We start from the raw sequence: 25,902 nt of genomic DNA on the forward strand, positions 1-25,902 counted from the left end.
GCAAATCCTTATTCATTAGAGTTGAACTACAGGTTTCAAGATAGACGTGGTTTAAGACAAGATCAGCATGAAAGACCGAAGTAAATAGCAAAAAATAGCTACATACTTTATTAGTATTAATTCGTACTTATCAACTTCAACCTATCCCGATAAGTTTAAGAAACAGCTAGCAAAAGGTTAAAAATACAAATATTTGGTATGGAATTGCGCTCAGATATAGACTCAGTAGATTGAAAAGTCAACAGATGAGAGGTCAACAGAGGCAGGGGAGCGGGGGCAGGGAGCAAGGGGGAAAACTGGAGACGGAGCTTGTACTCCGCCCGAGTAAGAGCGCCCTAGAAGGGTGGGGCTTCATACCCATGTTCCGCCCCGCTCCACGGCTCCTGGGCAGGGCTTGCTCCCCCAGCTAAGAGCCCCCTGCCCCGGAGCTTCTTCGGTGAGCCAATACTTCTCGGATGAGTACTTTCCATCTCTGGTTTACATTGCCTTCTGCATTTATTTGATTTTTGACTGGATGTAGAAAAATAAGACAGGTTAGCGGCAGCTATTTGCGGGTAAGACTGCTTACTCTTGACCCAAGGGCTTGGGCAATTTGCTCTAAGGTTATCGCTCACTCTTGGACAAAATGCGATCGCATTGTTTTTGAGGTTTTCTGCAAAGCGTAGGCGTAACCCGCACTTCGACTTCGCTCAGTGACCGTCGTAGACATCGCTCTGTTGGCCATCAAAGCTAGATACAGCGTTCAATTTGATGGACAAAATCTTGTCCGCTATATTTAAGGTGTACCATTTGCTTCCTCACTCCAAGTTAATCAGCATGGATATCACAGCTACTTTGAACGAAATCGCAACTCTCAGTATTGAAGATAGAATCCGTCTTGTACAGGCAATTTGGGATACCATCGCTGTGGAGCAAGTTTACCCTGATTTAACCGATGCACAAAAGCGAGAGCTTGATCGTCGAACTTCTGACTATAATTCAAATCCAGATAATGTGCTGACTTGGGAGGAAATCAAAGCATCAATTAAGGGGCAGCAATGAATTATGTCCTGGTGTTTCGTCCAGAGGTTCGAGAAGAACTCAATGATGCACACAGTTGGTACGAGAGTCAGAAACCTGGTCTGGGTGACGAGTTTTTAGACTGTGTAGACGAAACGGTGAATCGAATTTCTCAGATGCCAGAATCCTATGTAACTGTCTACGGTGATATTCGACGAGCAGTAGTGCGACGATTTCCCTATGCTGTGTACTATCGGATTGTGTCGAGTCGAGTAATAGTGACGGCAATTTTCATGGTCGCAGAGATCCAAAATCGTGGCAGACGCGAACCTAACACTATAATTACAAGCGATCGCTTTTTTTGAGGTTTTCTGTAAGGCGATATACCCAAAAATAAATTATCCGATATTTTTAGGGTGCTTTTAGTTCACATATTACAGTGTGTTACCTCCTTTTATCTAATCCCTACAAATTGGATATTTATTCAGGACTTACGCAAACAATAGCCGAAACCATGATTCTCAGGTAGGGGCAATTCATGAATTGCCCCTACAGCGTGTAGTTTTGCGTAAGTCTGATTTTTTTAGTTGGAAGTCTTGAAAGCAACAAGAAAATTTTCAAATAGGATTTAAAAATAAAACTTATTCCCGTAATTTTACATTAGCTCTCAGGCGTACCAGCAAATTATGCAAAGCCGCATTCGCTGAAGGTACTTCAGGTAATAGACTAGATTCGTATGCTTCCTGCAACTTATTACGCAGACGGTCATATTCTATTTGATGAAAATCTACATTCACATTTGACACAACAGATTTTTCTTTACCTGCTAGCTTTTGGGCAATTAAATCATGAATATATGGTAAATTGAAAACCTCATTTAATTTAATGAGATTAGCTTCAACTATACCTGTTTGCATCAAATAAATTCCAGTCAATAAAACTCGATAAACATAAAGCAAGGGCTTTAATCGATATGTGTGTTCTTTTTCAAAAAGTTTCCATTGTGTTGCCGCAAAACCAATATAATGGTAATAATGATGACGGGTAATACAACCTTTGGCAATAAATTTTAATTCCTCATGTTCGGGTGAAGTTATTAATGCTAAAGGTGAGTATAGTTGTTCTAACACGTAGCCATTTTTTTTAAGCAGCATTAAAAAGAATTTTTTGACATCATGAGTTACTAAATCAATTTCTAAAGCTTCCCGAAATTCTGAAACTTCAATAGTTTCATTCCCAGTTTCTAATCCTACAACTTCTTCAACTGGTAAAATATGCACCCCACGCAAGTCATAATCAGAATCAGGAGACGGAAAACCATATAAGTGGGAACCACTAATGATGGCGAATAAAAGCGGGTAAGGCTGTTGCCCAATAATTGTGTTAATAGAAGGTGGAATATTCATCATGTGCCGTTTACTTGCTTACCTTGGTTCGCCTGTTTCTTTAGAGCATCTTTTGTATAAACCAGAACACTCACTCATAGTTCAGAGTTATAAACCCCGCGAAATGACTTCTGGGGTAGTAAATGCAGATGGTTTTGGTGTGGGTTGGTATCATAGCCAAAAAGATATCGAACCATTTACCTACAAAAATACCCTACCTATTTGGAATGACATAAACTTACCCAGTCTCAGCCGTTACGTTGAATCCAAGTGTGTACTTGCTTATGTCCGCAGTGCTACATCCGAACAAGCTGTAGATTTTGCTAATTGTCAGCCCTTTAAACATCAACAACAGCTATTTATTCACAATGGAAGAATTGAAAATTTCCGCAAAACATTACACAGAAAAATCCGCAGCACTTTAACTCAAGATTTTTACGAAAAAATTAATGGCAATACTGACTCTGAACATATTTTTGCATTGTTACTTTCACAAAGTCAAATTAACAAACATCGACCTCCAGAGTATGCTTTACGTACTACATTGTTAACACTATTAGAGATGGCAAAGCGCTATCAAGTAGAAGCCTCAATCAATATAATCTTTAGTGACGGACATCGCCTGATAGCTTCTCGATTTGCTACAACTTCTCCGGCTCCATCTCTTTATTGGATTCGAGACGATCCGACTTTTTCAAATTCTGTAATTATTGCGTCCGAACCTCTATTTATAGGTAACTGGAATGCTTTTCCAGAAAATAGCATCATTACTGTGGGAGCAGATTGTGAGATCCAAATTGAGAAAATTTAGTAAAAAAGAGGCTATTTTTCAAACCTTATCTAGGCTATCCCCTGTACTATCTACTGATTGATGTGTGTATAGGTATGTTGAAAAGTAGTGCGAATCACTAATACAGCAATAATTATTCTGAATCTTGCTTCTTCTAGGGAAGAGCATTCTCGAAGTAACGCTAATGGACTAGTACAGCGCGGCGGAAGTCAAAAGTCAAAAGAATTGTATTCCAGGCTTTTGCGCCATTTGAAATGGTGAACCAGCGCTGCGGGAGGGTTTCCAACGCCAGTCGCTCATGGGGGAAACCACGCCACTTGCTCATGGGGGAAACCCCCAAGACCGCAGTGGCTCCCCAAGACCGCAGTGGCTCCCCAAGTGAAGCAAGTGGCGTGGATTTAGGGGGATCGAAATATGTGCAACTTCACATTAAATTGGTATAGGAATCCGATTTGATTAATGAACATACTTGTGTAGGGAGGGAATAGGGAATAGGGAACAGGGAACAGAAAAGAAGGGAGTTAGAGGTGTACTGAGTTTTTTCAGAAATCAAATATGAGTCCTATATAACCTCTACTCTACTTGGCGAAACCCTGGTAGATCAAGTAACTAGGATGAAATTAGAATCCCCTCAGCAATAGCTGCAGGGAGTGTCAAATCCGAAAGAGAATAAGAATTACCCGCAAATTAGACGCAAAGCGATTACTCATACTACAAATGTGATTTTTAAAATCATCCATATTTGGTATTTCCTATCAATGCGTAAGTATTATATTATTGTTGGATTTGCGCTAATCAATTCTTCAAAAGGCATCTCTCAAGCACAACTTTTTTCAAATTATTTAAATTCTTCAATACCTGATGAGGTAAGGAAATCGGGGATTTGTATAGGATTTCAGTGATATTAACTAACGAGAGAATACTGCATGACTTAAGATGAATATATACTCCCTTTGAAATGGATTCCCAGTATGCTCTGTTGTGTGAATCCCGATTGCCAAAAACCCCTAAATCCTGATAAAAACAACTATTGCCACAGTTGTAGAGTAGAATTAATACCTCTGCTGGGAGGTCGCTATCGTCCCACTCAAGTGTTGTCAGATGAGGGCGGATTTGGTAGAACCTATTTGGCAAAAGATGTACACAAGCTGAATGAATGCTGTGTTGTTAAGCAATTCGCACCAAAACTTCAGGGAACTGGGCCACTAACAAAGGCCATTGAGCTATTTAAACAAGAAGCAAGCCGACTCCAAGAACTCGCCGAACATCCGCAAATTCCAACTTTATTGGCTTATTTTGAGCAAAATGGCTATCTATTTTTAGTGCAGCAATTTATCAATGGGCAAAACTTACTTAAAGAATGGGAGACGCACCGAAGCTATAGCGAAACAGAGATTCGTGAACTTTTGCTAGATTTACTGCCTGTGCTGAAGTTTATCCATGTGCGGGGAGTGATTCATCGGGATATCAAACCACAAAATATTATTCGTCGTCAAAGTGACGGGCGATTAGTGCTAATCGATTTTGGAGCCTCTAAGCAGCTGACGGTAACAGTGCAGACTAAAATGGGCACTGTTATTGGCTCACACGGTTATACTGCACTTGAACAGATGCAAGATGGCAAAGCTTACCCAGCCAGTGATTTATTCAGTTTAGGGGCGACTTGTTTTCATCTACTGACTGGGGTTCGCCCATCTCAACTGTGGGTACAACAAGGCTATAGTTGGGTTGCATCTTGGCGACAATATTTAATCAGTCCAGGTAAGGACGGGGTTTCTGTGTCTATAGAGTTGGGTAAAATTTTGGATAAGCTGTTACAACTAGACATCCAAAAGCGTTACCAATCGGCTGATGAAGTCGTCGCTGACTTGACACCTGGGCTATCACCATTGTCATCAGTGCCTATAACTCTACTTACACCAACATTTACAGCTAGCCAAGCAAACAAAAGGCCAGTTTTATTAAAACTAAATAACACGTTAAAAAATCAACTGCTGTTAATTTCTAGCATTTTGGTATTGGGATTGGGGGGAGTTTGGTATTTCCAGACTCGTCCCCATGCAATGAGCGAATATTCTCCGCCTAATTCTCCTTCTCCGTCTAATTCTCCTTCTTTGCCTAATTCTCCTTCTCCGTCTATTCCTCCGTCTATTTCTTTGCCCCCAAGCGATTTTCTACCCAAAGCTCTGAAGGGGCATTCCAGCGATGTGAATTCCGTAGCTTTCAGTCCTGATGGTAAAACCCTTAGTAGTGCCAGTGATGATAAGACAATCAAGTTATGGAACCTGGCTAGTGGAGAGGAAATCCACACTTTAGAAGGACATTCCAATTGGATTTGGACTGTAGCTTTCAGTCCTAATAGTAAAATCCTTGCTAGTGGTAGTGCGGACAAGACAATCAAACTGTGGAATGTGGAGACAGGAAAGTTAGTCCGCACCTTAGAGGGAAATACCGACGGAGTTACTTCTGTAGCTTTCAGTCCTGATGGCAAAACTCTTGCTAGTGGTACTGCTAGTAAGGATATGAAAATCAAACTGTGGAATCTGGAGACAGGAAAGTTAATCCGTACTTTAGAGGGACATACTGATGGTGTTCCATCTGTGGCTTTTAGTCTTGATGGTAAAACTCTGGCTAGTGGTAGCTGGGATAAGACAATTAAATTGTGGAATCTAAATACAGGAAAGGAAATCCGCACTTTAAAAGGAAATGCAGAGTCGATTCTTTCAGTTGCTTTTGCGCCTGATGGTGTCACCCTTGCTAGTGGAAGTAAAGACAAAACAATTAAATTGTGGAATCTAAATACAGGAAAGGAAATCCGCACTTTAAAGGGACATAAAGATAAGGTTAATTCTGTTGCCTTTTTGCCCAGTGGAACTCAAAATGGACTTACCCTTGTCAGTGGTAGTAGTGACAAGACAATTAAACTGTGGAATCCGTTAACAGGCAAGGAAATTCGCACTTTAGAGACGGGTTCTGGATATATTTATGCGATCGCTATTAGCCCCAATGGACAAACTATTGCGGGTGGTGGAAGTGGTGAAAACATTCTCAAGATTTGGCAGCCGATTCACTAAAAAGTGCAAAAATTTTTGCAGCAAGTAAAAATAAATAAAAATGGAAGATTCAGTATTTGTTATATTTCTTTCCTTTGGGTTTATTTGGGTTTTAATGGGAGTTGTCGGTTGGATTGCATTTCTAAAATCCGAGGGTGAGGAAATTAAGTTTGGTAAGTGGGGACTTATTGTAGCGATTCCAATCTTAATACCAATAATTCTTACTTTGATTATCGGTATATTTTATCATTAGTTTACTTATTAATTGCACCTCTGACTAAAATTACTGTACTTTCTACGCCAGATGCGATCGCTTCAGGAATATTACCTTGAATCGCCTGGTGCAACAATCCTTCGCCGGAAGCCCCCAAAACTACAACATCGTAACCTTCGGTTTTAACTAGGTTAATCACACCTTCAGCGACTGAATCAGCTTGCACTGGGAGCGCAACTACAGTACTGGATAATTTTCGCCGCCGCATCAAATGGCCGATGGCTTGTTCTAAAACTGACATATCCGGCTTGTGTTCAGAAGGCGTAAACACCTGTGTTAAGCGAATTTGCGGATTGTTTCCCAATGTAATTAAAGCAGGTAACAATTTAATCGCTAGCGAGGAATTGGGGCCACCAGCCATTGGGACTAGCCAGCTGTTGAAGTGGGGAGGGGGGGATGCTCCCGATGAGTATTGAGTTTTGCCTAATTTTACTAAAACTACTTCGCAGGTGGCTTGGCGAATTATGGTGTCTACAACGCTGCCAAAAATCCTACCAGGGGTAGATGTGCTACCTTTCCATCCCATTAAAATTAGGTCGATGTGTTGCTCGTTGATTGTCTCTAAAATTGCCTGGGAGACATCGTGGGTAACTCGAATCTGCGTGTGCAAGGGAATTTTCCACTTTTTTGCTAAGACTTCTGCCTGTCTTAGCAAGCGGCGACTTTTTGCTGTTCTTACCTGTGTTTCTGATGGGGAACTGTGGCGGGGTATCAGCATAACTTGTACGCAATCTATTTCATAATGGCGATCGCGGGCAATAGCTGCTGCCATAAGTAACAAAATACCTGCGGTTTCGGGATTAGCTACTGGCACTAATAATCTACCACTGCCAGTGCTGGGCGATCGCGTTTGGTAAACTATGTATGAAGGTTCTGGTTGCAGCTTAGGAGTTCCATTTCCACAATTGAGATGATCTGCTTCCGCCCGAATAATATCTGCACGGGTAATAATCCCGATCAGTTTCCGTCCATTCACCACTGGTAAGCGACTGATTTGATAACGGTCGAGTAAATACAACACATTGCCCAAAGTGTGAGTCGGTGTTACCGTTATCGGCACAGGTGTCATAATTTCTTTTAAGAAAATATCATTGGCTAAATTGCGAGCGCGGATTTTTAGTAAATCTGATTGCGTCACAATCCCTACTAACTTGTTATCTTCTACCACAGGAAAACCGCGATGATGGGAACGAGCAAAGGACTGCATTGCTTCTTCCAAGCTCATCTCTGCATCCAGAGTTTCGACTCGTTCTTGCATCACATCTTTTGCAGTTAACTTAGTTAATGCTCCCTCCATCGGAACTTCTTTGGTGAGAGTAATACCTTTTAACTCCAAAAGTTTCTCATAAAGTGAACCAGGTACTACCTTATCTGCAACCAGATAAGCTGCTACAGAAACAATCATCAAAGGTAGTACCAGATTGAAATCTGTAGTCATTTCAAACACAATCACAATTGCTGTGATTGGCACTTTGGAAACGGCGCTAAAAAATCCCCCCATCCCCGCTAAGGCGTAAGTAGCAGGAGAACCAACTCCGGTGATATATAACTCAGTTACACCGATGATATGTCCTAAACAAGAACCCAAAATCAGACTGGGAGCGAATAATCCCCCCGGCGCTCCCGAACCGAATGCGATGAGCGTGAGGATGAATTGGGCGGTAAAAGCGATCGCTGCTACTGTAGGATGAGAACCTCCAGTAATTAAGGACTCCCGTAATCCCGTATTATCACGGAAGGATGGAGGGAGCATAGCCACGACCACACCAGAGATAAATCCAGCTAAAGCTACCCGCAGAGGTAAGCTGATATGTAATCTTCTATAAAATTTAATACTAAATATTATGCCGCGATTAAACAATGCGCCAAGCAACCCTGCCAAGATCCCTAACAGTATGAAAAAGGGAATTTCTGGGATAGAGAATTGGCTGGAAGATTGCGTTAATTGCAGGTTAAGGTCAAGAGAGCCACCACCTAAAAGTCGGGATATCACCCCACCAATAAAGGAGGCAATAATGGCAGTTCCCAGAGTCAATCCTGATAAATCTTGGAGTAACTCTTCAACGATAAATAATACACCTGCGATCGGGGCATTGAAAGCAGCAGCCAAACCCGCACCCGCACCTGCTGCAATCATTTGCCGTCGATGATCTGGGGAAGTGGGAACCCAACGACTCATCCCTGCTGCCAAACCTGCCCCCACTTGGACAGTAGGGCCTTGCCGTCCTAGAGTCATGCCCGAACCGATGGCGATGATGGCGCTGAGTAACTTCACACCCGCTACCCGCCAGGATAAATTCACAGGCACATTGGCAAGAGAAGCTTTGACTTGCGGAATACCGCTACCAGCAGCCTCTGGAGCCAATCTATCCACCATCCATCCAGCCAGAAATCCCAGGACAAGACCAATTACAGGTAGTACCAGCCATGCCGGGAAAAAGTGCGTGGTATGGACTCGCCATGTCCCCAGCCATCCCGATCCTACTTTCAGGAACACCGCAGATAAAGCAGCAACCAAACCGATAACACAAGCTTCGGCGATCGCTAAACCTCTTCTAGGCTGCCACCAGGTGCGAAAACGCTGATTCATACCAATTTTGGATTTTAGATTTTGGATTTTTGATTACAAATCTATACTAAAAAGCTGTTCGGTGGAATCTCAGAGGATGTTTTAAAAGTCTATTTCAAGGCTCATCTCCCCGACTTCTTAAAGAATTCGGGGATCTTGTTATTCACAAATAATTTAAGATTGCTATACTAAAGCACTCTCCCCAATTACGAATTACGAATTACGAATTACGAATTATTTAATTGCTTCTCCCCGTGGTAGATAGCCCTTCTACTATCAGAGATGGAGTATAACAAGAACCATTCCAGTCACCATCATTGCCCAGTGCAACCAATTGCTTCAGGGCTGTGTAAACATTACCTGCAACCATAGTATCCTTAACGCGCCCAATTACTTGACCATTTTGGACGCGGTAGCCTAAATCCACGTTGATCGAAAAATCTCCAGAAATACTGCCACCATCACCCAGCATTTGATCCACAATCAGGCCATCATCTAGTTGTTGAATCAAATCTGGTAGTGATGCCGAACCTGGCTGGATGAGAAAATTAAATAAACCAGGGGTGGGATAGCTGCCCAAACCAGGGCGAAAACCATTTCCAGTAGTGTCAGTACCCAGTTGGCGGCCGGTGGTGCGATCGCCATAGAAATGCTGTAAAATCCCGTTTTGGATAAATACTAAAGATTGAGTCGGAGTACCTTCATCATCAAAAGGGCAACTGTAAGGGCCAGCTTCTGGATCTTGGTAGAGAGTGAGACTGGGGGCAACTACTGTCTTACCTAAACGTTCTGCCCAAGGTGAAGCTGCTTCTAAGACTTGCTTGCCATTCAAAGCGGCTTGCACAGTACCCCAAAGCATATCAGCAGCTTTAGATGTGAACAAAATTGGGACACGACCAGTAGGGGGTGAGATATTTTCACTAGCCCAAATTAACCGTTGTAAAATTTGGTTAGCTAATCTTTCAGGGTAGAGTTCCCCCCGCTTGGTTTGACCATCACCAACACTTAAAAAATCATCGCCACGTACCCATTCTGCTGATACATAGCAGCTAAGGGTTGTATCAGTATAGTGACAATCTAAACCTTTGGTGTTGACTATTCTGGTAGTTTCAATATCACATTCCCAGTCACCATTGCACACAACATCAGGATAGGCATCACGGATCAGGGCGATCGCTTCTTTGCCCCAGTCTACCAAAACCTCTATCGGTACACTTTCGCCTAAATCTGGGTATGAGGGCTGAAAGTTAGAGCCTAATTCTATAGTTTCCGGTTCATTTAGGTGACTTAATGCCAGAGCTTTTTCCACCATCACTTCGGCTAAGACAGAACCGTAAGCCACCGTCAGTCCTGGACAACCGTTTCGCCAAAGCCGTAGTGCTGTACCTTCAGATTGGTTGGTTTCTAGCTGTTTGAGCCGGTTTGCCTCAAAAAACACTGGACGAGAAAGCGATCGCGACTGATACACCTCAGCAGCTTCTGCTCCAGATTTTATAGCTAGTTCCAGCAACTGTTCGGCTAGTGTATCTTGTGACAAATTTTCAGAACCCATGACTCTTAGTGAATTGTGGATTTTGAACCGCATATCAACGCACCTTAGAGAAAGTGCGATCGTTAAAAACCAACGATCGGGCTTTCTGCTGATGGACGCAGATAACTATCCAAAAATCATCAGCGTTTCCTTACAGTTACGATTTGGAACCGCAGCTCAACACTGATGGACGCAGTTAATTATCCCAAATCATTGTCATGTCTCAACGGATCTAGTCATTTGTCATTTGTCATTTGTCATTTGTCATTGGATATGGTTATTCTCCCTTATCTCCCTTATCTCCCCAATGCCCAATACTTCGGCTTACCTCTACTTCGCCCTTCGGCTACGCTCAGGACAGGCTCGGCACAAGTCGCTCAGTACAAGTGCCCAATTCCCAATTCCCAATTCCCATTTTCAAAGATTAACCTCTTGCAACAGCCAAAAACCAGCAAAAGATTGTGCTTTGGGATCGGACTGTACACCGATAAAATGCACTCCGTTAGCTTTTTGCTTGGCTTCTTCAAAACCTTTAGCCTCTGCTAAGACTTGAGGTTTTTTGATATTTGCCACAATCCAGCTTTCATTAACACCAGTTTCTAAAAGCAATCTCGCCTCTTCACTGGTGTCAAATCTTAAGAAAGCCAACTCCAAACCAGACATCCAGCCAGACAAAGGCAAGGCTCTCGGTGAGAAAATCAAAATACCAGGAATACGAGCTTCGGGTGAAACTTTCGCCAATTCTAAAGGAAAAGCTTCACCAAAACCAATTTCCCACTCTGGCATCTCTGCCAAATCCGCAGCATCTAAGGTAACAAATACCCACTGTTGCCCTTCTAAAGCATCTGGTAAACGTTGCGGCAAAGGTTTCTCCAAGCGGACTGAGGGATTAGTCCCCCCTTGATACCCTGCCTCTTGAGGATACACTTCCTTCATCCGCTCTTCTAGCCATTGGTTAAGAACCAAAGTGCGGCGACTAGGCTGGGCGGGAATGCCTATATCTTGGCAGGCTTTAGTAATCATGTTGTTCATTTGGCGACGGAAAAAGCGGATTTTGATTGGTGCTTTTCCAGCTTGGTTAATAGCCTCTTGCAATGCTGTCCGCAACCAGCCCGAGTTTACCTGGGTACTGGGACAATATTGAGCATAGCGAAACAAAGAATCTGGTTTTGTTCCTATATCCAAAGGGCTTTCGCAGACTAAGACTTCCCAAATTTTTTTCTGATTATCGTCCAGAATCGGACGAGAGTAAAAATCGATTTCCCAAATACTGCCCATGTTTTACGGTAAAAATCTGGCTGTTATATTTTCCTGATATGTTGATCATACGAGTGTTGGGGCAGCATTGGGAATTGGGAATTGGGCATAAGAGGCAGGGGGGCAGGGGGAAGGGGGCAGGGGGGCAGGGGGAAAACTCTTCTCCCTTGCTCCCTGCTCCATGCTCCCTGCTCCCCATCTTCCTCATCCCCCTCATCTCCCAAACAGAGGTGTCATGGGCTTGACTCCTTTAGCTGTATCGCCCGCCAAATTCAGGTATTCGTAGATTCCAAAAGCATCCTCAGTGGTTCGCAATAGGGAGTAGTGATTATAGGGTGTTTTATCGACTACACTCCGTGAACCGTGGTTAGTAATTACAATGGTTGCAATGTGCCCACCACCAAAGTTAGCATTACTTTTGGGATCAAAACTGCAACAACCTTGTGTGTCTTTTTTGTCGCGTGGATTATTGTCTTCATCCCAAGTAATGACGATCGCATTATTCCCTGAGGCAGCCCAAAGCTTTGAGGTGGTGATTTGTTTGACAACATTACCAATCATCGTGTCACCAGTTTTAATTAGTTTTTGCAGATTAGGACACTCTTGTAAACCGTGCATTTCATGGCATTGGTTAAATATAATGTGGCTATAATTGGGAACATTGCCGCTTTTTAGGTCAGTTGCAAGCTGGTCAAAACCCACAATCTTACTTGACAAATTAGGATCGTCTTGTACTTTTTTGAAGTTGATAAAACCGTTATGCTTTGAGGCATACAGCGCCCGGTTTAGACTAGGTGCAACAACAGCCTTAGAACCTGGGGTGGGAATATCTTCAAAGTATCCCTTCCAAGTTAGACCTTTCTGTTCTAGTTGGTCGATTAAACTTTTAGAGGTGACAGTGTGACTAACATAGTCAGATTTTTGAGAATTCTGACAAAACTTGTCGGCACTACCAACCTGACAATAAAAAGCATCATCGTCATGGATACCAAAAGTACTACCGCCTAACATAGCGACGTAGTTTGCCTCACTGGGATGAACTTCAGCATAGAAGTTGCTAGCAAAGCCGTAAGTTTTTGCCAGTTGATTGATTATTGGTGCATTGGAGTTGCCAATAATCTGATTGGAGGATTTATTTTCCTCAATAATCACAAAAATGCGATCGTATTTAGGGATTGCTTTATCTTCTTTTGTTGGAACAGAGGCTAGTGCGGTATTTTCATTTATGATGGTTTTTTTGCTGGGTTCCGCCTTTGTGAGTACTTGAGAATTTGATGAGCAAGCGATCGCACTCAGGCTTAAACTAAGTAAACAAAGCGCAAAAATAACCTTTTGAGGCGTTTGGTGTGCTGACATAACTAATATTTAGTATTATCAGCTGTTGAGTATATGCTGTGTTGTGTTTAGATTCGAGAAAAAATAGCGATCGCTAAAATATCCCCTCAATTCCCCCGGTTGATCCAAACGCCTCTGAGTCCAGCCGCTTTAGCTGCATAATAGTCTTCTACAATGCTATCGCCAATATGCCATGCTGCCTCTGGGGAACATTTATGTTTATCTAAAGCAATAGCAAAAATTTGAGGATCGGGTTTAGCTGCACGTACCTGGGTAGAAATGGTGACGGAGGTAAAAAACTCTCTCAATCCCAAACTTTGCAATACTGAATAAATTCGGGAATCAAAATTCGACAGTACCCCCAAAGTAACCCCCAACCGCCGCCAGTTGATTAAAGCTGGTAGAACATCAGGATAGACAAACCACGGTTCGCCAGTGCCAAAGTGGATGTAAAGTTCGCTAAAAAAAGCCGAAAAGTCAGAAAATTCCTTGAGAACACCTGCACTTTCAAAAGTGTTCAGGGCAATTATCCGCCACCAATCAAACTCGCGTTGGGGAATATCTTGGAGTTCTGCATCTGGAAATATCGGCGGCGGCGCTGCTTTAAAGCTTTTGATGAAGGCTGTATTCAATGTTTCGGCTGGAACCGTCACACCAAATTCCTCGGCTATCTGACTATAAACTTTACCCACACTGCCTTTAACATCGAAGAGTGTGCCCACAGCATCTAAAAAAATAACTTTCGGTTGTTCCATCAAATTTTGAATATTTTGAATGTAGAATTTTAGATTTTGGCTTGTCAAAAGCTTCTGTGGGTAGAGTCTAGCATCTGCTAAGTAGGTTGGCGAAAATAAAGCAAAGCATTTTAAGGCGGCAGGGAGCAGGGAGCAGAGGGGAAAAAGAATAATTATTTTATTCTCCCCCTTGCCCCCTGCCCCTCTGCCTCTTTCCAATGCCGATTCCCCATTCCCAATTAAGTTACCGAGATAGGGTTTCTATAATTGGACGGACTAGCCAATTAAAACCAACTTTGAGTTGATGGTCTAAAGTTGGCAATCTATATAAATAGGCAATCCGTCGGGCGACTGATGCCAATGGGCCATCTAGTTTAATTCCCAAACCAGTAAGGGTGGCGTTGTCTTTACCCAATGTCATCATTTCTCCTAACTGTTGGTAGTGGAAGGGAAGGAGGGGACGATTAGTGATACTTGCCCAGATATTCCAAGCAGTATAATCAGCTTGTTGAAAAGCCGCCTGTGCTGTGGCGGGAACTTGCTGTCCTTCAACATCATGACAGTCTGCTAAATCTCCCAAGGCAAAGATTTCTGGATGTTCGATAACTTGTAGATTGGATGTGGTGCTGATTTGACCACGCTGATTTTGCTTGAGGGGAAGAGATTTCACTACGGGCGCAACTCTATTTCCCACAGTCCAAATTACCAAATCTACGGGAATTGTGTCTAACTGGTTTTTGTACTCTAGGGTGATGCTATTTTGCTCTATTAATTCGACTTTTGTTTCTAAATCCAGAAACACGCCACGGGCTTCTAAAGCTTTTTTTGCTGCTTCCCGGTTAAACTCTGGAGAAGTTCGCAAAATTTGCTCGGCAATTTCAACGATCCGAAAGCGTCCTCTTTCACCGAGTCTGTCGGCTAACTTACAGGCTAACTCTACACCACTGTAGCCAGCCCCAATAATTGCCACCCGAATTTTATCAGCATCGGATTCTTCTAAAAATCGCAGGCGTTCTTCCAAACGATAGGCATCAGAGATGGTACGGAATGGGTAGCCGTACTCAGTTGCACCGGGGACTAAATCTAGTGGTGTCTCGCCTCCTAGCGCCAGCACTAAGCGGTCGTAAGGGATTTGCGACCCTTCATGTATATTTACCTGTTGCTGGTCGATGTCAATTCCAGACACGATCCCTTGATAAAAACGCACCCCAGTGCCTTGTAAAAGTTCTTCAAAGGGTGGGGCAATTTCCCAGGTTTGTAGTTCGCCAGTGAGTAATTCGTAAAGTAAAGGGGAGAATAGGAAGCGATCGCTTTGATCTACCAAAACAATTTCGGGTTTTTGCGTAGATTCCCAAGGTAACTGGCTTAAGCGTAAGGCTGTGTAAAGACCACCAAAGCCTCCACCAAGGATACAAATTCTAGAAGTTTGTTGAGTCATCGATTTTATCTATAAAAGGATCAATAGGATCAATACAAGCTGGGCAACTAACTTCAGTCTAGTCAGTTAAAGCGGACTTTTCAAAATCCCATCAAGTTTTTGAGAAATTAGTCATTAGTCATTTGTGACAGTTATCTAACGGTCGATTCGCTATAGTTAACGGTTACAGGCAATAGCTAAAAGGAGTTAAAGGGATGGAAATTAAGCCAACTGACCCATCGCTAGCACTCACGGATATTCCCCCCGGCTATCTCAACATTATGGGTTATGTCGATCAGTCAGAAGTTAATGGCCCTGGTTGTCGTGCAGTTGTTTGGGTACAAGGTTGTCTTCGTGAGTGTCCTGGTTGCTTTAATACTAACTCCTGGTCATTTGAAGCTAACCAATTGATTGCTGTTGATACCCTTGCGGAAAATATTCTCAGTAATCCCCGCAATATGGGTGTAACATTCTCTGGTGGAGAACCGTTTTGGCAAGCAACTGCATTGGCATCTTTAGCCCGTAAAGTAAAAGCTGCTGGGTTAAATGTAATGTCTTTTACTGGGTTTACTCTCAAGCAACTACAGTCTCAATCTGCACCGCCAGGTTCTCAAGAATTGTTAGAACAACTTGATATCCTGATTGACGGGCCTTTTGTCCAATCTCTGGCAATTAATTCTCCCAACTCTCCAGTCTCTTCTAGCAATCAACGGGTTCGGGTGTTAAACCCGGCTTTCCAAGACCAGATTACTTGGGCTAGCGATCAGATAGAAGTCCACATCCTCAAAGATGGTGGCCGCATTGTCACTGGCTATCAAGGTGGATTGGAATTGACGGAATAATTCGTAATTCGTAATAGAGCCTCCGGCACGCTACGCGAACGTAATTCGTAAGGGACTTCCAAGAAATAAATTATCCAATTTTGTGGGGTGGACATCCTGTCCGCCCTTGGCTATGAGCGGACAAGATGTCCACCCCACAAGAAGTAGTTGAGTATTTTTATTATTTGTCAGTCCCTAACGAAAGTTATAGTGCCTCAATTTATTGATGGAGATAAAAAGCATGGTTCCTTTTTCTGAGCAAGCGACTTCAGTTTTAGGGTAATAATTACGAATTACGTTCGCGTAGCGTGCCGGAGGCTCTATTATTAATTACGAATTATGTTGACTAAACCATTTCAGACAATTTTTACTGAACACCGCGTACTTTGGGCTGTTTTACTCCTTAGTGCAGCACTGCTAGTAACGCTAGCGCTATCGCTTTCTCAAGGAGCAGTACCTTTAAGTATGTCGGAATTTTGGCAAGCCATACTCCACAAAGGCGATCCGGTTAAACAGACAATTCTCTGGGATTTACGTCTTCCGCGTATTACGGCTGCTCTCATTGTCGGCGCGGCTTTGGGAATGTCAGGAGCATTACTACAAGGAATGTTACGCAATAGCCTTGCCGATCCATTTATTTTGGGCATTTCTGCGGGTGCTGGATTAGTTGTGATTGTGATGATTGTGTGGCAAATATTCCCAATCGCAATTCCTCTAGCAGCGTGGATGGGAGCAATTTTGACTTCTGCGATCGTTATTTTACTCGGTCGTGCGGGGTCGGGAATTTCGGTTGAGCGGTTAATTTTAGGCGGTGTGGCGGTAAGTTCTTTATTTGGTGCTGTACAAAGTACATTGCTACTTTTAGCTGAAGACGGTCAAATTCAAATTGCACTCAGTTGGCTAGTTGGTAGTCTTAATGGACGGGGTTGGCAAGAAATTGCGACGGCTGGCCCCTACATTATTGTTGCATTGATCGGCGGATGTTTGCTGGCGCGATCAGTAAATGTGCTGGCTTTGGGAGATGATTTGGCTGTGGGTTTGGGGGTTTCGTTGACGCGATCGCGCCTGTTAATTGGTGGTGTCGCCACTCTCTTAGCCGCAGGTGCAGTCAGTATCAGTGGTTTGATTGGATTTGTTGGTCTGGTTGTCCCCCACGGTGTCCGCCTCATTGTTGGTACAGATCATCGCTTTGTTCTACCACTTTCCGCCCTTGCAGGTGCATGGTTACTGACTTTTGCAGATTTACTCTCTAGATTAGGAGCAGTAGAACTACCAGTAGGTTCTGTCACCGCTTTGCTGGGTTCACCGCTATTTATCTGGTTACTTTATCGTCGTTCTGCTGGGTTTAATAAATTTTGAGACTACGGGGTAGGGGCAATTCATGAATTGCCCCTACGATAGATGTAGTTTAAATACATGAAAACGTCTATAAGATAAAATAATATTTTTTACGCCTCAGTGTATAAAAAACCTGCCAATTTGGCTGTATGAGCTTGGTTGTCTCTGCTAAAGTATTAAAAGTAAATGACTTGTGGGCTATATTTACCGAGGTTTACTATACTTTTAAAAGCATTTAGCTAAGTCTGCTCATTTTGCTTTGCTAACGGAACAATAAAAATGCTGGTGTATTCACTACAACAGCAACAAGCAAAATGATCGGTTTTGGTTTATTTACTTCGTCTATTTTAAAATAGACGAGGTATTTTTCATTTATTCACTTGCATTTATACCAATTACACCCATAATTATTAGGGCGATTGACAAAAGTTTGATAGATGTAGCAGATTCACGAAACCAAATAATACCAATGATTGCAATTAGGACAGTTCCCAACCCAGCCCAGACAGAATAAGCCACGCTTACTTCCAGTCTCTTGAGAGCAAGAGTTAAAAAACTAAAACAAAGTCCATAAAAAACAAATATTAATACTGAAGGAACTAATTTAGTAAATCCTTCTGATAACTTCATGCAAGTTGTGCCTGAAACCTCAAAAAGTATTGCTGCGATGAGATAAATCCAACTTGTTGACATATCTTTTGTGAGCGGTTTGTTAGCAGTCTTTTATTATCTCTATGAAAACAAGAAAATACAACACTTTTAATTGATATTATTGATTGAACAAATACCCTAATGCCAACGTCACAGCAAATCATAAAGATGGTATTTGAAACCTGACGCTACCCAAAGCTGAAGAATAAAAGAACAAAGTCGTCAAAGTTAATCTAGCATCATCTAGCTAATTTTCTCTTTATATTCTGCTAGCTATTTATTAAATAACATAAAAAGCGCTCCCCTTTTGGAGAGCGCTTTTTAGTGTGAATGACTTAGGCTATACAGATTTGTTAGGAAAGTGCAAAATTCTAAATCCTGTAGAGTGTATTATCGCCGAGAGTACGGCATCACCTCAGATTTTAGGTGCGCTAGGACGAATGTTCTAACGCACCCTACAATATTTGCTCTTTATTAAATCTACATTTCTTAGTTAACCGTTAAGCGCTTCTTCTTGATGAGTTTGGATTACACAGTCAGAAGTAGGCTTGGCAACGCAGGTAAGAACCCATCCCTCATCAATTTGATCATTGTCTAAGAAATTCTGATCCGATTGATCAACAGTACCTGAAATCAGCTTTCCGGTACAGGTTGAGCAAGAACCAGCGTTACAGGAATAGGGCAAGTCCAGATTATATTCTTCGTTAGCGATCTCTAGGATGTACTCATCATCAGGAACTTCAATTGTTTGTTCACCGTCTGGGGTCTTTAATGTGACCTTATAAGTTGCCATGTAACAATCCCTAGCTCATATAAACTCCATATTCGATACTACGGGTTTATGTGCTGCTAGTCTAGAGTTTAATGTGGTTGATTGCTCTACATCCTGAAGTGCTTAGTGGGAATTGGAAGTGAGAGTAAAAAATTCTGCGATCGCTTCAGCAAATCCCTGAAATGAACTATAATCCCTAGACACGATGGAGACATTCATGCCTAACTTTCGCGCATTGGCAGTTGTATAAGGGCCAAAACATGCGATAATGCAGCCTTCATAGTCGCTTTGCGAGTTGACCATTATCAAAAAGCTTTCTACTTCCGCCGTGCTACTAAAGGCAATGACATCGATCATTCCTTGATGTATCAGGTTTAATTCAATACTGTAGATACTTGTGTCTAAGCCCTGTGTAATATATGTGGGTACGCGAGTTACTTCTATGCCCAATTGTTGCAAATCCGTAATCAAATTGGGTACAACATCAGGTTCAGGCAAACCAACAACTTCTGGGGCAGGTATCAACACTTTTTTGTCATGAATTTGCGGAATTTTCGCTAATTCCGCCACAATTCCGGCTGGGCTAGATTCTGTTGGGATTAAATCTACCTTGCCACAAAAAGACAATAAGCTTTCGGCATCTTTTCCTAAAGCACATAATTGACATTTCTTTACCACAGATATAGGAATATTTAAATCATTCATGCGGTGAAAAAATGCAGTAATGCCATTTCTACTTGTAAAGATAATCCAATCAAATTCGGCTATGTGGTTGAGAGCAGCATCTAACTTAGTGTAGTTTAATAAATAGCAGGTTTCGATTGTAGGCATGAAAACAGGTAAACCACCTTGTTTGATAATTTGTTCAGATAACCTATAAGCATAATTTCTCGGTGCTGTTACTAAAATTCTCTTGCCATATAGAGGTAAATCTCTAGATGGAGTGAGCATATTAATTTGTAGTGATTGGGTGTACATTTATTTATCATAAGCAGATCCCTGACTTCTTAAAGAAGTCGGGGATCTAAATCATCAATTTAGCGATCGCTGGCAATTTTCTGAAGATATTACCACTTTGCTTGCAGTCTTCAGGATACACCCCCAAAACATCCTAAATCTTCGTCCAGTAAGTCCGCACTGCTCGTTCCGATTTATACATTCTGTCGGCGATCGCCTTATCTGTCAAACTCTCTTCAAAAGCCAAACGCAACACATCCAACCATTCCGGCTTGAGTTCGATTGCTGTTTTGATGTCTTTTGTGTGAGTTGCACCCTGAAGTGCTAAATTAACTCGCATGAGCATTTCATCTTCGGGTAATCCTTTATCTGCGATCGCAAACCCAGAACAACCTTTACCATTATTGCTTCTCTTTGTACCAATTCTCAAAGGCGGGGAGAATGAATCCATAATCCGGGAAGCATTGCAAATTTTGCGTAGAGATGAACAATTAAACCAACTAGAAACAGTTTTAGCTTTTTTTGCTACTTTTGTACTAGAGAGTGCCTTAGTTCAGGAAATCATGAGGTGGGATATGGCTGTATTGCGCGAATCACCTTGGTATCAAGAAATTTTACGCGAAGGAGAAGCCCGTGGAGAAGCCCGTGGAGAAGCACGCGGAGAAATCCGTGGAATTCAGACGTGTCTTGAGACGTTATTAGAGATAAAATTTGGCAATCCTGGCTTAGAGTTAATACCAATCATCTATCAAATTACAGATTTACAGCAATTGAAAGCAATTCAACAAGCCATCAAAACCGTAAATTCAGTTGAGGAATTGAGGCAGCTTTTATAGTACAATTATTTAGCTCAAAGATAGCAAGTTGCAGTGTCTTCCTCAGCAAGATGAAAGGTGGACGCAAGCAAAACTATCGAGCGTCTAGCTCGTTCTATAAACTGGACGGGCTAGAGAGCTACTCCAGCCAAGATTGAAAGTTATGGTTGTAGTTCCTTCACTAATTCGACGGGGCAATTTCCCGTTCTAAGTTCTGTACACCTGTGAATCTGGAGTATTCCCGAACGATATTTTAGATCGGTGCGATGGCGTACCCACCCTTTCCGGTGGCGATCGCATTTTCCCAATTCCCAATCCCTAATTAAATTTTTCTAATAATCATTCTCTATTTTGTGGCATAAATTTAGTGAATGCGGATGATATATACATAGCAGCATTGATCACTAAAGATTGATTTATGAATAACTCCACCTACCAGCTAGACGATTTCGCTTTAACATTACCGATTCCTCAATTAGCTCGCATCACTGCTCATAAATTTGCTAACCAACAGCCAAATTTTGAAAAAGCAGAGCAAGTTCGGCTGAATACGCTAGCTGTGTGGGTGGTGAATGACTACTTAGAAATGATGGATATTCCTACCAACCTCCAAGCTAGCGACAGCTGGAACCCCATCATGCGCCTCTGTGGAAATGTCGCTGACTTAGAAGTGCCCTCAGTTGGCCGTCTAGAGTGTCGCCCTGTCCATCAGCATCAACAGATATGTTCCATTCCCCCAGAAACCTGGGAAGAACGGGTGGGTTATTTAGTAGTTCAATTTGATGAATCACTCCAAGAAGCGAGGCTGCTTGGTTTTATTCCTAGTGTCACAACTGAAACACTGCCTTTAGAACAACTGCAACCATTGGAAGCGTTTATCGACCACTTGGGAGAACTGCGCCAATCTCCAGTTACTTCACTCGTGAATTTAAGTCAGTGGTTTACTGGTATATTTGAGACAGGTTGGCAAACTATTGAATCTTTGTGGAACTTGCCGGAACTCAGACCAGATTATGCCTTTCGTAGTACCGAAACTTTAGAACTTAATGCCCTAAATCAACCAGAATCAATTACTAAACGGGCAAAACTAATTGATTTAGGTATTCAAATTCTTAACCAACCCGTCATGTTGATTGTGGAAATCAGCCCAGAAAAAGATCAACAAACCAGTATCCATCTACAATTGCACGCCACTGGGAATCAAATCTACTTACCACCCGGAGTTCATCTCACCGTTCTAGATAGTTCGGGAGCAGTATTTCTAGACGCTCAATCGAGAAAATCAGATAACTACATTCAGTTACAGTTTCGCGGTGAAGCTACAGAACAATTTAGCGTTAGGGTAGCTATTAATGATACTAGCATTACTGAACATTTTCGGATTTAAAACATCTAGTTATTTTCCCTCTTTGTCGGTAATTTATTAAGTGGTAATTGGTTAATTAAAAATTAAAAATTAAAAATTCAAGCCGATTTTTGGGGATTTTGAAAAAAGTCTGCAAAAGCTTGTGGAGCTTGTTATGAGACATTAGAACAGGGGATGATTCTGCACAGAGGGATAGTGACGGTCATGGGTAAGTTAGTGGTTCTGAAATTCGGAGAGGGTAGTTTTGAGCAGGGGTTTGCTGTCACCCTCCAAATTGGTGAAGAACACGAGCGGGCGGCAACAGAAATCACGGGTAAACTACCTTCATTTCCCGAAATGCCGCTTTATTATAGTCATTGGCAGTCTAGTTATCGGCAGATAGGCAATCGTTATCGTCTCCATGCTGATAAAATGCAGGTGACGAATGTATCGATGATTCAAGACTGCGAAAACACTTCCCATATCTTGCGGGCCCGCTTTAATACCTGGTTGCGAGCAGAAGAGTTTCGCCCTCTGAGAGAAAAATGGTTAGAAAGATTGTCGTCCGAAGAAGAAGTACGAGTAATTTTGCAAACAGAAAATAGCCAATTGCAGCTATTGCCTTGGCATCTGTGGGAGTTATTAGAACGCTACCCCAAGGCTGAAATCGCTCTTTCTTCACCATCTTACGATCGCATTCACAAGCCACGCACCAAAAATCCATTAGTCAATATTTTGGCAATTGTGGGCAATAGTCAGGGGATTGATACTGAGGCCGATAAAGCTTTACTCCAACAGTGTGGTAACGCAGAAGTCAGCTTTTTGGTAGAACCACAACGGAAAGAATTAACCGAGCATCTTTGGGGAAAAAACTGGGATATTCTCTTCTTTGCTGGGCACAGTTCCAGTAACAAAAATGGAGAAAGTGGACGAATTTACCTGAATAAAACTGATAGTCTGACCATTGGCGAATTAAAGTATGCTCTGAAAAAAGCCATTGAGAACGGCTTGCAACTAGCTATATTCAACTCCTGTGATGGATTAGGATTAGCGCGAGAATTGGCTGATTTGCAAATTCCTCAAATAATCGTCATGCGTGAACCAGTCCCAGACAAGGTTGCAAAGGAATTCTTAAAGTATTTTCTCCAAGGTTTTGCTGGTGGCGAGTCTTTATATCAAGCGGTACGCCAAGCACGGGAACGATTGCAAGGACTTGAGGATCGATTTCCCTGTGCAACTTGGCTACCAATGATTTGCCAAAATCCAGCGCAGACACCACCCACTTGGGATGAATTAAGGTATACAAAAAAACCTGAAGAGAGACAGAATTTAGTTTTGTCTACCAAACGCAGATTAGCAACAACTTTGTTATCCAGCTTGGCGATTACAGGCTTGGTTTTTGGGGTGAGATGGATAGGATGGCTGGAAAGTCTAGAAATTCCCGCTTTTGACCAGATAATGCGATCGCGCCCTGCACAGGCATTAGATTCGCGCCTGCTGGTAATTACAATTGATGATGACGATCTGGCAATTCAAAGACAGAATAATGAATCCTTGATTGGAGCTTCCATTTCCGAAAAATCTCTCAACAAATTACTGGCAAAACTGAATCAATACAAACCTCGCGCCATTGGCTTGGATATCTACCGTGATTTTCCAGCCAAACAACCAGATTTAATTACTCGTCTCCAACAAACTCAGAATTTAGTTGGCGTATGCAAAGGAAGTGATAGCACAGCAAACATCACAGGTATTAAGCCGCCACCAGAAATCCCCAAAACAAATCTCGGATTCAGTGACTTTATTCACGATCCTGATGGAGTTATCCGTCGCCATTTGCTGTTCATGAACCAGGAACCGACATCGTTGTGTCCTGCTACCTTTGCATTCAGTCTACAACTGGCCTTTCTCTATTTGCAACCTTCAGGAATTCAACCAAAGTTCACCCCTGAAGGGAATTTGCAACTCGGTAAAACTATTTTTCCGAATCTGAAGTCTCGCACTGGCGGCTATCACGATATTGATGCTAATGGCGGTCAAATCTTACTTAACTACCGTTCTCCAAAACAGATAGCCCAACAGGTGAAGCTGACCCAATTTTTAACCAGTCCAATTAACTCCAGTGCTATCAAAGACAAGATTGTTTTAATTGGTGTGACAGCAAAGGGGGATTCTCAAGATACCTGGGCTACACCTTATGGCGTTCCTTTTCAGGAGCAAATGCCCGGAGTGTTAGTCCAAGCCCACATGATCAGCCAGATTCTCAGTGCTGTGCAGGATGGGCGGCCATTGCTGCGGGTTTGGTCGCTGTGGGCTGAGGCAGTCTGGATTTGGGGCTGGTCTTTGGTAGGGGGAGTTTTGGCTTGGCGAAAGCTTTCCTTACCTTGGTTGGCATTGGCAGTTAGTATTAGCTCTGGTGTGCTGTATATAGTTTGCTTTGGTCTGTTAATTTCGGGTGCTTGGGTGCCATTTATCCCGTCGATTTTGTCGCTGGTAGCCACGGTTAGCATGATGTCAATTTATAATTCAGCAACTAAAGTGCGGGTGGCGAGTAGGAAATAGGAAAAGATTTTTTTGATTAAATCGACAAGGCTAATATAGTTCAGGAAGGGTTTTTATGAAGTCAAATTCACAAGCGATAAAACTGTTTTTAGTAGTAGCTTTTAGCTATACCAATTTATTAGTTAGCCTGACACCAGTACTGGCGAAACCAAACCTTGGTTCTTCACCTAGCGATGCCTACGGCGGGCTACGCCTACGTTCGGAAGCTAAAACAAGCCCTACTAAAGCCACATTTAATCAACCTCCAATTCCACCTGGCCCTCCTCCTGGAGGTCGCGTTCGTGGTGGAGCGAAGCGCAGCATACCAGGATGTCCAATTACTAAACATGACCTGACTGCTTTAGTTTCCTTTACTCAAGAAGCTAACTCAGTAATCAATGTCTGGGGAAAGACAACCCTAGAACACCCAAGTTGGTTTTTCTATGTGCCATATACCAAAAATTCTCCTTATGCAGTTGAATTTGTGCTGCAAGATCAAGACTCTAACGAGATTTACAAAAAAGCGATCGTTCTACCAGAGAAACCAGGAGTCATCAGCGTATCTCTGCCTACCACTTCTCCTAGCTTGGCACTAAACAAACAATATCGCTGGTTTTTCACCATTAACTGCGACCAGGAAAAGAATGCTCCCCCGACTTTTGTCGAAGGGGTAATACAAAGAGTTGAACTGAATTCTGCCACAGTCAAAGAGCTAGAAACGACAGAACTTTTAAAGCGCTATGCTATCTATGCCCAAAATGGGATATGGTACGACGCACTTACAACACTGGCTCAACTGCGCCAGAAAAATCCTAAAGATGCAAAATTACAAGCTGAGTGGCAGAATTTGTTAGGCGGCATCCATTTAAATGATATTGCAGCAGAACCAATTTTATCGGAGCAACCTTAGAGGTTGTTTGAAAAGTCTAATTTCTTACTAGCCGGGCGACTAGAAGTCGCGGCTACACGAGACTTTACCTGCCTTCGCAGGTTAACTATTACACCGTAAGTCCCCCACTGAATTTTGTACTCAAAATCAGTGGTGGGATATAAGGTGGGCAATGAGGAAGTGACTTTTCTGTCGTCATTGAACGCAGTTCAATCAGCAATGTTGGTCGGTGACGAATTGCCAATCTTTATGTCCGGCAGGGAGTCAATCCAATCATCAATCAAGGACGTTATAGTTTTGTCCTGTTGAACCGCATATTGCATTAATTTATGTTTCCGTTTGTCTGATAGTCGTATTTGCAATGAGTTGTTTTTCATAATGCAGTGACAGCGTGTTTGCATTTATGTTACCATACATTAAAGGAGGTAA

Annotated in this window: 22 protein-coding genes and 2 pseudogenes; 12 read left to right on the forward strand and 12 right to left on the reverse strand. The window is 42.5% G+C overall.

The window, feature by feature from the left end; translation table 11 throughout:
• Window positions 1-816 precede the first annotated feature (816 nt).
• Window positions 817-1,041 carry an addiction module protein gene (locus HWQ36_RS08970; RefSeq protein ID WP_292700844.1) on the forward strand — a complete coding sequence of 75 codons (225 nt, stop codon included), beginning with the start codon at window positions 817-819 and terminating at the stop codon, window positions 1,039-1,041.
• The gene (locus tag HWQ36_RS08975; protein ID WP_292700847.1) at window positions 1,038-1,364 is read left to right on the forward strand and encodes a type II toxin-antitoxin system RelE/ParE family toxin; all 327 of its coding nucleotides are present in this window, start codon (window positions 1,038-1,040) and stop codon (window positions 1,362-1,364) included. The genes HWQ36_RS08970 and HWQ36_RS08975 overlap by 4 nt, the downstream gene beginning before the upstream one ends.
• Before the next feature lie 276 nt (window positions 1,365-1,640).
• Here HWQ36_RS08975 and HWQ36_RS08980 read toward each other — a convergent pair whose 3' ends face one another.
• Entirely contained in the window at window positions 1,641-2,408 is a 768-nt protein-coding gene (locus tag HWQ36_RS08980) for a nucleotidyltransferase domain-containing protein (RefSeq protein ID WP_292700849.1), read from the reverse strand.
• Here HWQ36_RS08980 and egtC point away from each other — a divergent pair.
• Entirely contained in the window at window positions 2,407-3,195 is a 789-nt protein-coding gene (gene egtC / locus HWQ36_RS08985) for an ergothioneine biosynthesis protein EgtC (protein WP_292700852.1), read from the forward strand. The two genes, HWQ36_RS08980 and egtC, sit on opposite strands and share 2 nt — an antisense overlap.
• 160 nt (window positions 3,196-3,355) lie before the next feature.
• Here egtC and HWQ36_RS08990 read toward each other — a convergent pair whose 3' ends face one another.
• Entirely contained in the window at window positions 3,356-3,499 is a 144-nt protein-coding gene (locus HWQ36_RS08990; RefSeq protein ID WP_292700855.1) for a hypothetical protein, read from the reverse strand.
• Between the two features lie 646 nt (window positions 3,500-4,145).
• On the opposite strand from HWQ36_RS08990, the gene HWQ36_RS08995 reads away from it, so the two are divergent.
• Together HWQ36_RS08995 and HWQ36_RS09000 are read left to right on the forward strand one after the other, a co-directional pair.
• Entirely contained in the window at window positions 4,146-6,248 is a 2,103-nt protein-coding gene (locus HWQ36_RS08995) for a serine/threonine-protein kinase (RefSeq protein WP_292700858.1), read from the forward strand.
• 40 nt (window positions 6,249-6,288) lie between these two features.
• Window positions 6,289-6,480: a hypothetical protein gene (locus tag HWQ36_RS09000; RefSeq protein ID WP_292700860.1), complete on the forward strand. Its 192-nt coding sequence runs from the start codon at window positions 6,289-6,291 to the stop codon at window positions 6,478-6,480.
• A 1-nt stretch (window position 6,481) separates the two neighbouring features.
• Here the strand turns inward: HWQ36_RS09000 and HWQ36_RS09005 are convergent, their stop codons facing one another.
• Together HWQ36_RS09005 and HWQ36_RS09010 are read right to left on the reverse strand one after the other, a co-directional pair.
• Entirely contained in the window at window positions 6,482-9,091 is a 2,610-nt protein-coding gene (locus tag HWQ36_RS09005) for a chloride channel protein (protein ID WP_292700862.1), read from the reverse strand.
• 217 nt (window positions 9,092-9,308) lie between these two features.
• Entirely contained in the window at window positions 9,309-10,622 is a 1,314-nt protein-coding gene (locus tag HWQ36_RS09010) for a TldD/PmbA family protein (protein WP_292700863.1), read from the reverse strand.
• Between HWQ36_RS09010 and HWQ36_RS09015 the strand changes: the two genes are divergently transcribed.
• On the forward strand, window positions 10,621-10,788 hold the full coding sequence (locus HWQ36_RS09015) for a hypothetical protein (RefSeq protein ID WP_292700865.1): 168 nt from the start codon (window positions 10,621-10,623) through the stop codon (window positions 10,786-10,788). The two genes, HWQ36_RS09010 and HWQ36_RS09015, sit on opposite strands and share 2 nt — an antisense overlap.
• Window positions 10,789-11,018: 230 nt before the next feature.
• Here HWQ36_RS09015 and HWQ36_RS09020 read toward each other — a convergent pair whose 3' ends face one another.
• From HWQ36_RS09020 to HWQ36_RS09035, 4 genes are all read right to left on the reverse strand, one after another.
• Complete coding sequence (locus HWQ36_RS09020) at window positions 11,019-11,879, reverse strand: Tab2/Atab2 family RNA-binding protein (protein WP_292700867.1); 861 nt, start codon at window positions 11,877-11,879, stop codon at window positions 11,019-11,021.
• Window positions 11,880-12,071: 192 nt separating this feature from the next.
• On the reverse strand, window positions 12,072-13,214 hold the full coding sequence (locus HWQ36_RS09025; RefSeq protein ID WP_292700870.1) for an alkaline phosphatase family protein: 1,143 nt from the start codon (window positions 13,212-13,214) through the stop codon (window positions 12,072-12,074).
• Between the two features lie 86 nt (window positions 13,215-13,300).
• Window positions 13,301-13,948, reverse strand: coding sequence for an HAD family hydrolase (locus HWQ36_RS09030; protein WP_292700872.1), 648 nt, complete (start codon window positions 13,946-13,948; stop codon window positions 13,301-13,303).
• 223 nt (window positions 13,949-14,171) lie between these two features.
• Complete coding sequence (locus tag HWQ36_RS09035; RefSeq protein ID WP_292700875.1) at window positions 14,172-15,365, reverse strand: NAD(P)/FAD-dependent oxidoreductase; 1,194 nt, start codon at window positions 15,363-15,365, stop codon at window positions 14,172-14,174.
• 194 nt (window positions 15,366-15,559) lie between these two features.
• Between HWQ36_RS09035 and HWQ36_RS09040 the strand changes: the two genes are divergently transcribed.
• Together HWQ36_RS09040 and HWQ36_RS09045 are read left to right on the forward strand one after the other, a co-directional pair.
• Entirely contained in the window at window positions 15,560-16,186 is a 627-nt protein-coding gene (locus HWQ36_RS09040; RefSeq protein ID WP_292700878.1) for a 4Fe-4S single cluster domain-containing protein, read from the forward strand.
• A 318-nt stretch (window positions 16,187-16,504) separates the two neighbouring features.
• Window positions 16,505-17,524 (forward strand): iron ABC transporter permease, encoded by a 1,020-nt coding sequence (locus HWQ36_RS09045; RefSeq protein ID WP_292700881.1) that lies wholly within the window; start codon window positions 16,505-16,507, stop codon window positions 17,522-17,524.
• Between the two features lie 351 nt (window positions 17,525-17,875).
• Here HWQ36_RS09045 and HWQ36_RS09050 read toward each other — a convergent pair whose 3' ends face one another.
• The 4 genes and pseudogenes from HWQ36_RS09050 to HWQ36_RS09065 form a co-directional block, all read right to left on the reverse strand.
• Window positions 17,876-18,196 (reverse strand): multidrug efflux SMR transporter, encoded by a 321-nt coding sequence (locus HWQ36_RS09050; protein ID WP_292700883.1) that lies wholly within the window; start codon window positions 18,194-18,196, stop codon window positions 17,876-17,878.
• A 451-nt stretch (window positions 18,197-18,647) separates the two neighbouring features.
• Window positions 18,648-18,947, reverse strand: a complete 300-nt coding sequence (locus HWQ36_RS09055; protein ID WP_292700886.1) for a ferredoxin — start codon at window positions 18,945-18,947, stop codon at window positions 18,648-18,650.
• Window positions 18,948-19,049: 102 nt separating this feature from the next.
• Window positions 19,050-19,904 carry a uroporphyrinogen-III synthase gene (locus HWQ36_RS09060; RefSeq protein WP_292700888.1) on the reverse strand — a complete coding sequence of 285 codons (855 nt, stop codon included), beginning with the start codon at window positions 19,902-19,904 and terminating at the stop codon, window positions 19,050-19,052.
• A 136-nt stretch (window positions 19,905-20,040) separates the two neighbouring features.
• Window positions 20,041-20,289, reverse strand: a pseudogene (locus HWQ36_RS09065) (DNA-binding response regulator); the annotation flags it as partial.
• Here HWQ36_RS09065 and HWQ36_RS09070 point away from each other — a divergent pair.
• The 4 genes and pseudogenes from HWQ36_RS09070 to HWQ36_RS09085 form a co-directional block, all read left to right on the forward strand.
• Window positions 20,270-20,719 (forward strand): annotated as a pseudogene (locus HWQ36_RS09070) (transposase); the annotation flags it as partial. The pseudogenes HWQ36_RS09065 and HWQ36_RS09070 sit on opposite strands and share 20 nt — an antisense overlap.
• 397 nt (window positions 20,720-21,116) lie before the next feature.
• Window positions 21,117-22,085, forward strand: a complete 969-nt coding sequence (locus tag HWQ36_RS09075) for a DUF1822 family protein (RefSeq protein WP_292700891.1) — start codon at window positions 21,117-21,119, stop codon at window positions 22,083-22,085.
• 183 nt (window positions 22,086-22,268) lie between these two features.
• Entirely contained in the window at window positions 22,269-24,605 is a 2,337-nt protein-coding gene (locus tag HWQ36_RS09080; RefSeq protein ID WP_292701087.1) for a CHASE2 domain-containing protein, read from the forward strand.
• Window positions 24,606-24,660: 55 nt separating this feature from the next.
• Entirely contained in the window at window positions 24,661-25,494 is an 834-nt protein-coding gene (locus HWQ36_RS09085) for a DUF928 domain-containing protein (RefSeq protein WP_292700894.1), read from the forward strand.
• Window positions 25,495-25,902 lie beyond the last annotated feature (408 nt).

The sequence above is a fragment of the Nostoc sp. NMS2 genome (genome assembly GCF_017115105.1).
In the GTDB taxonomy this organism is placed as follows: domain Bacteria; phylum Cyanobacteriota; class Cyanobacteriia; order Cyanobacteriales; family Nostocaceae; genus Nostoc.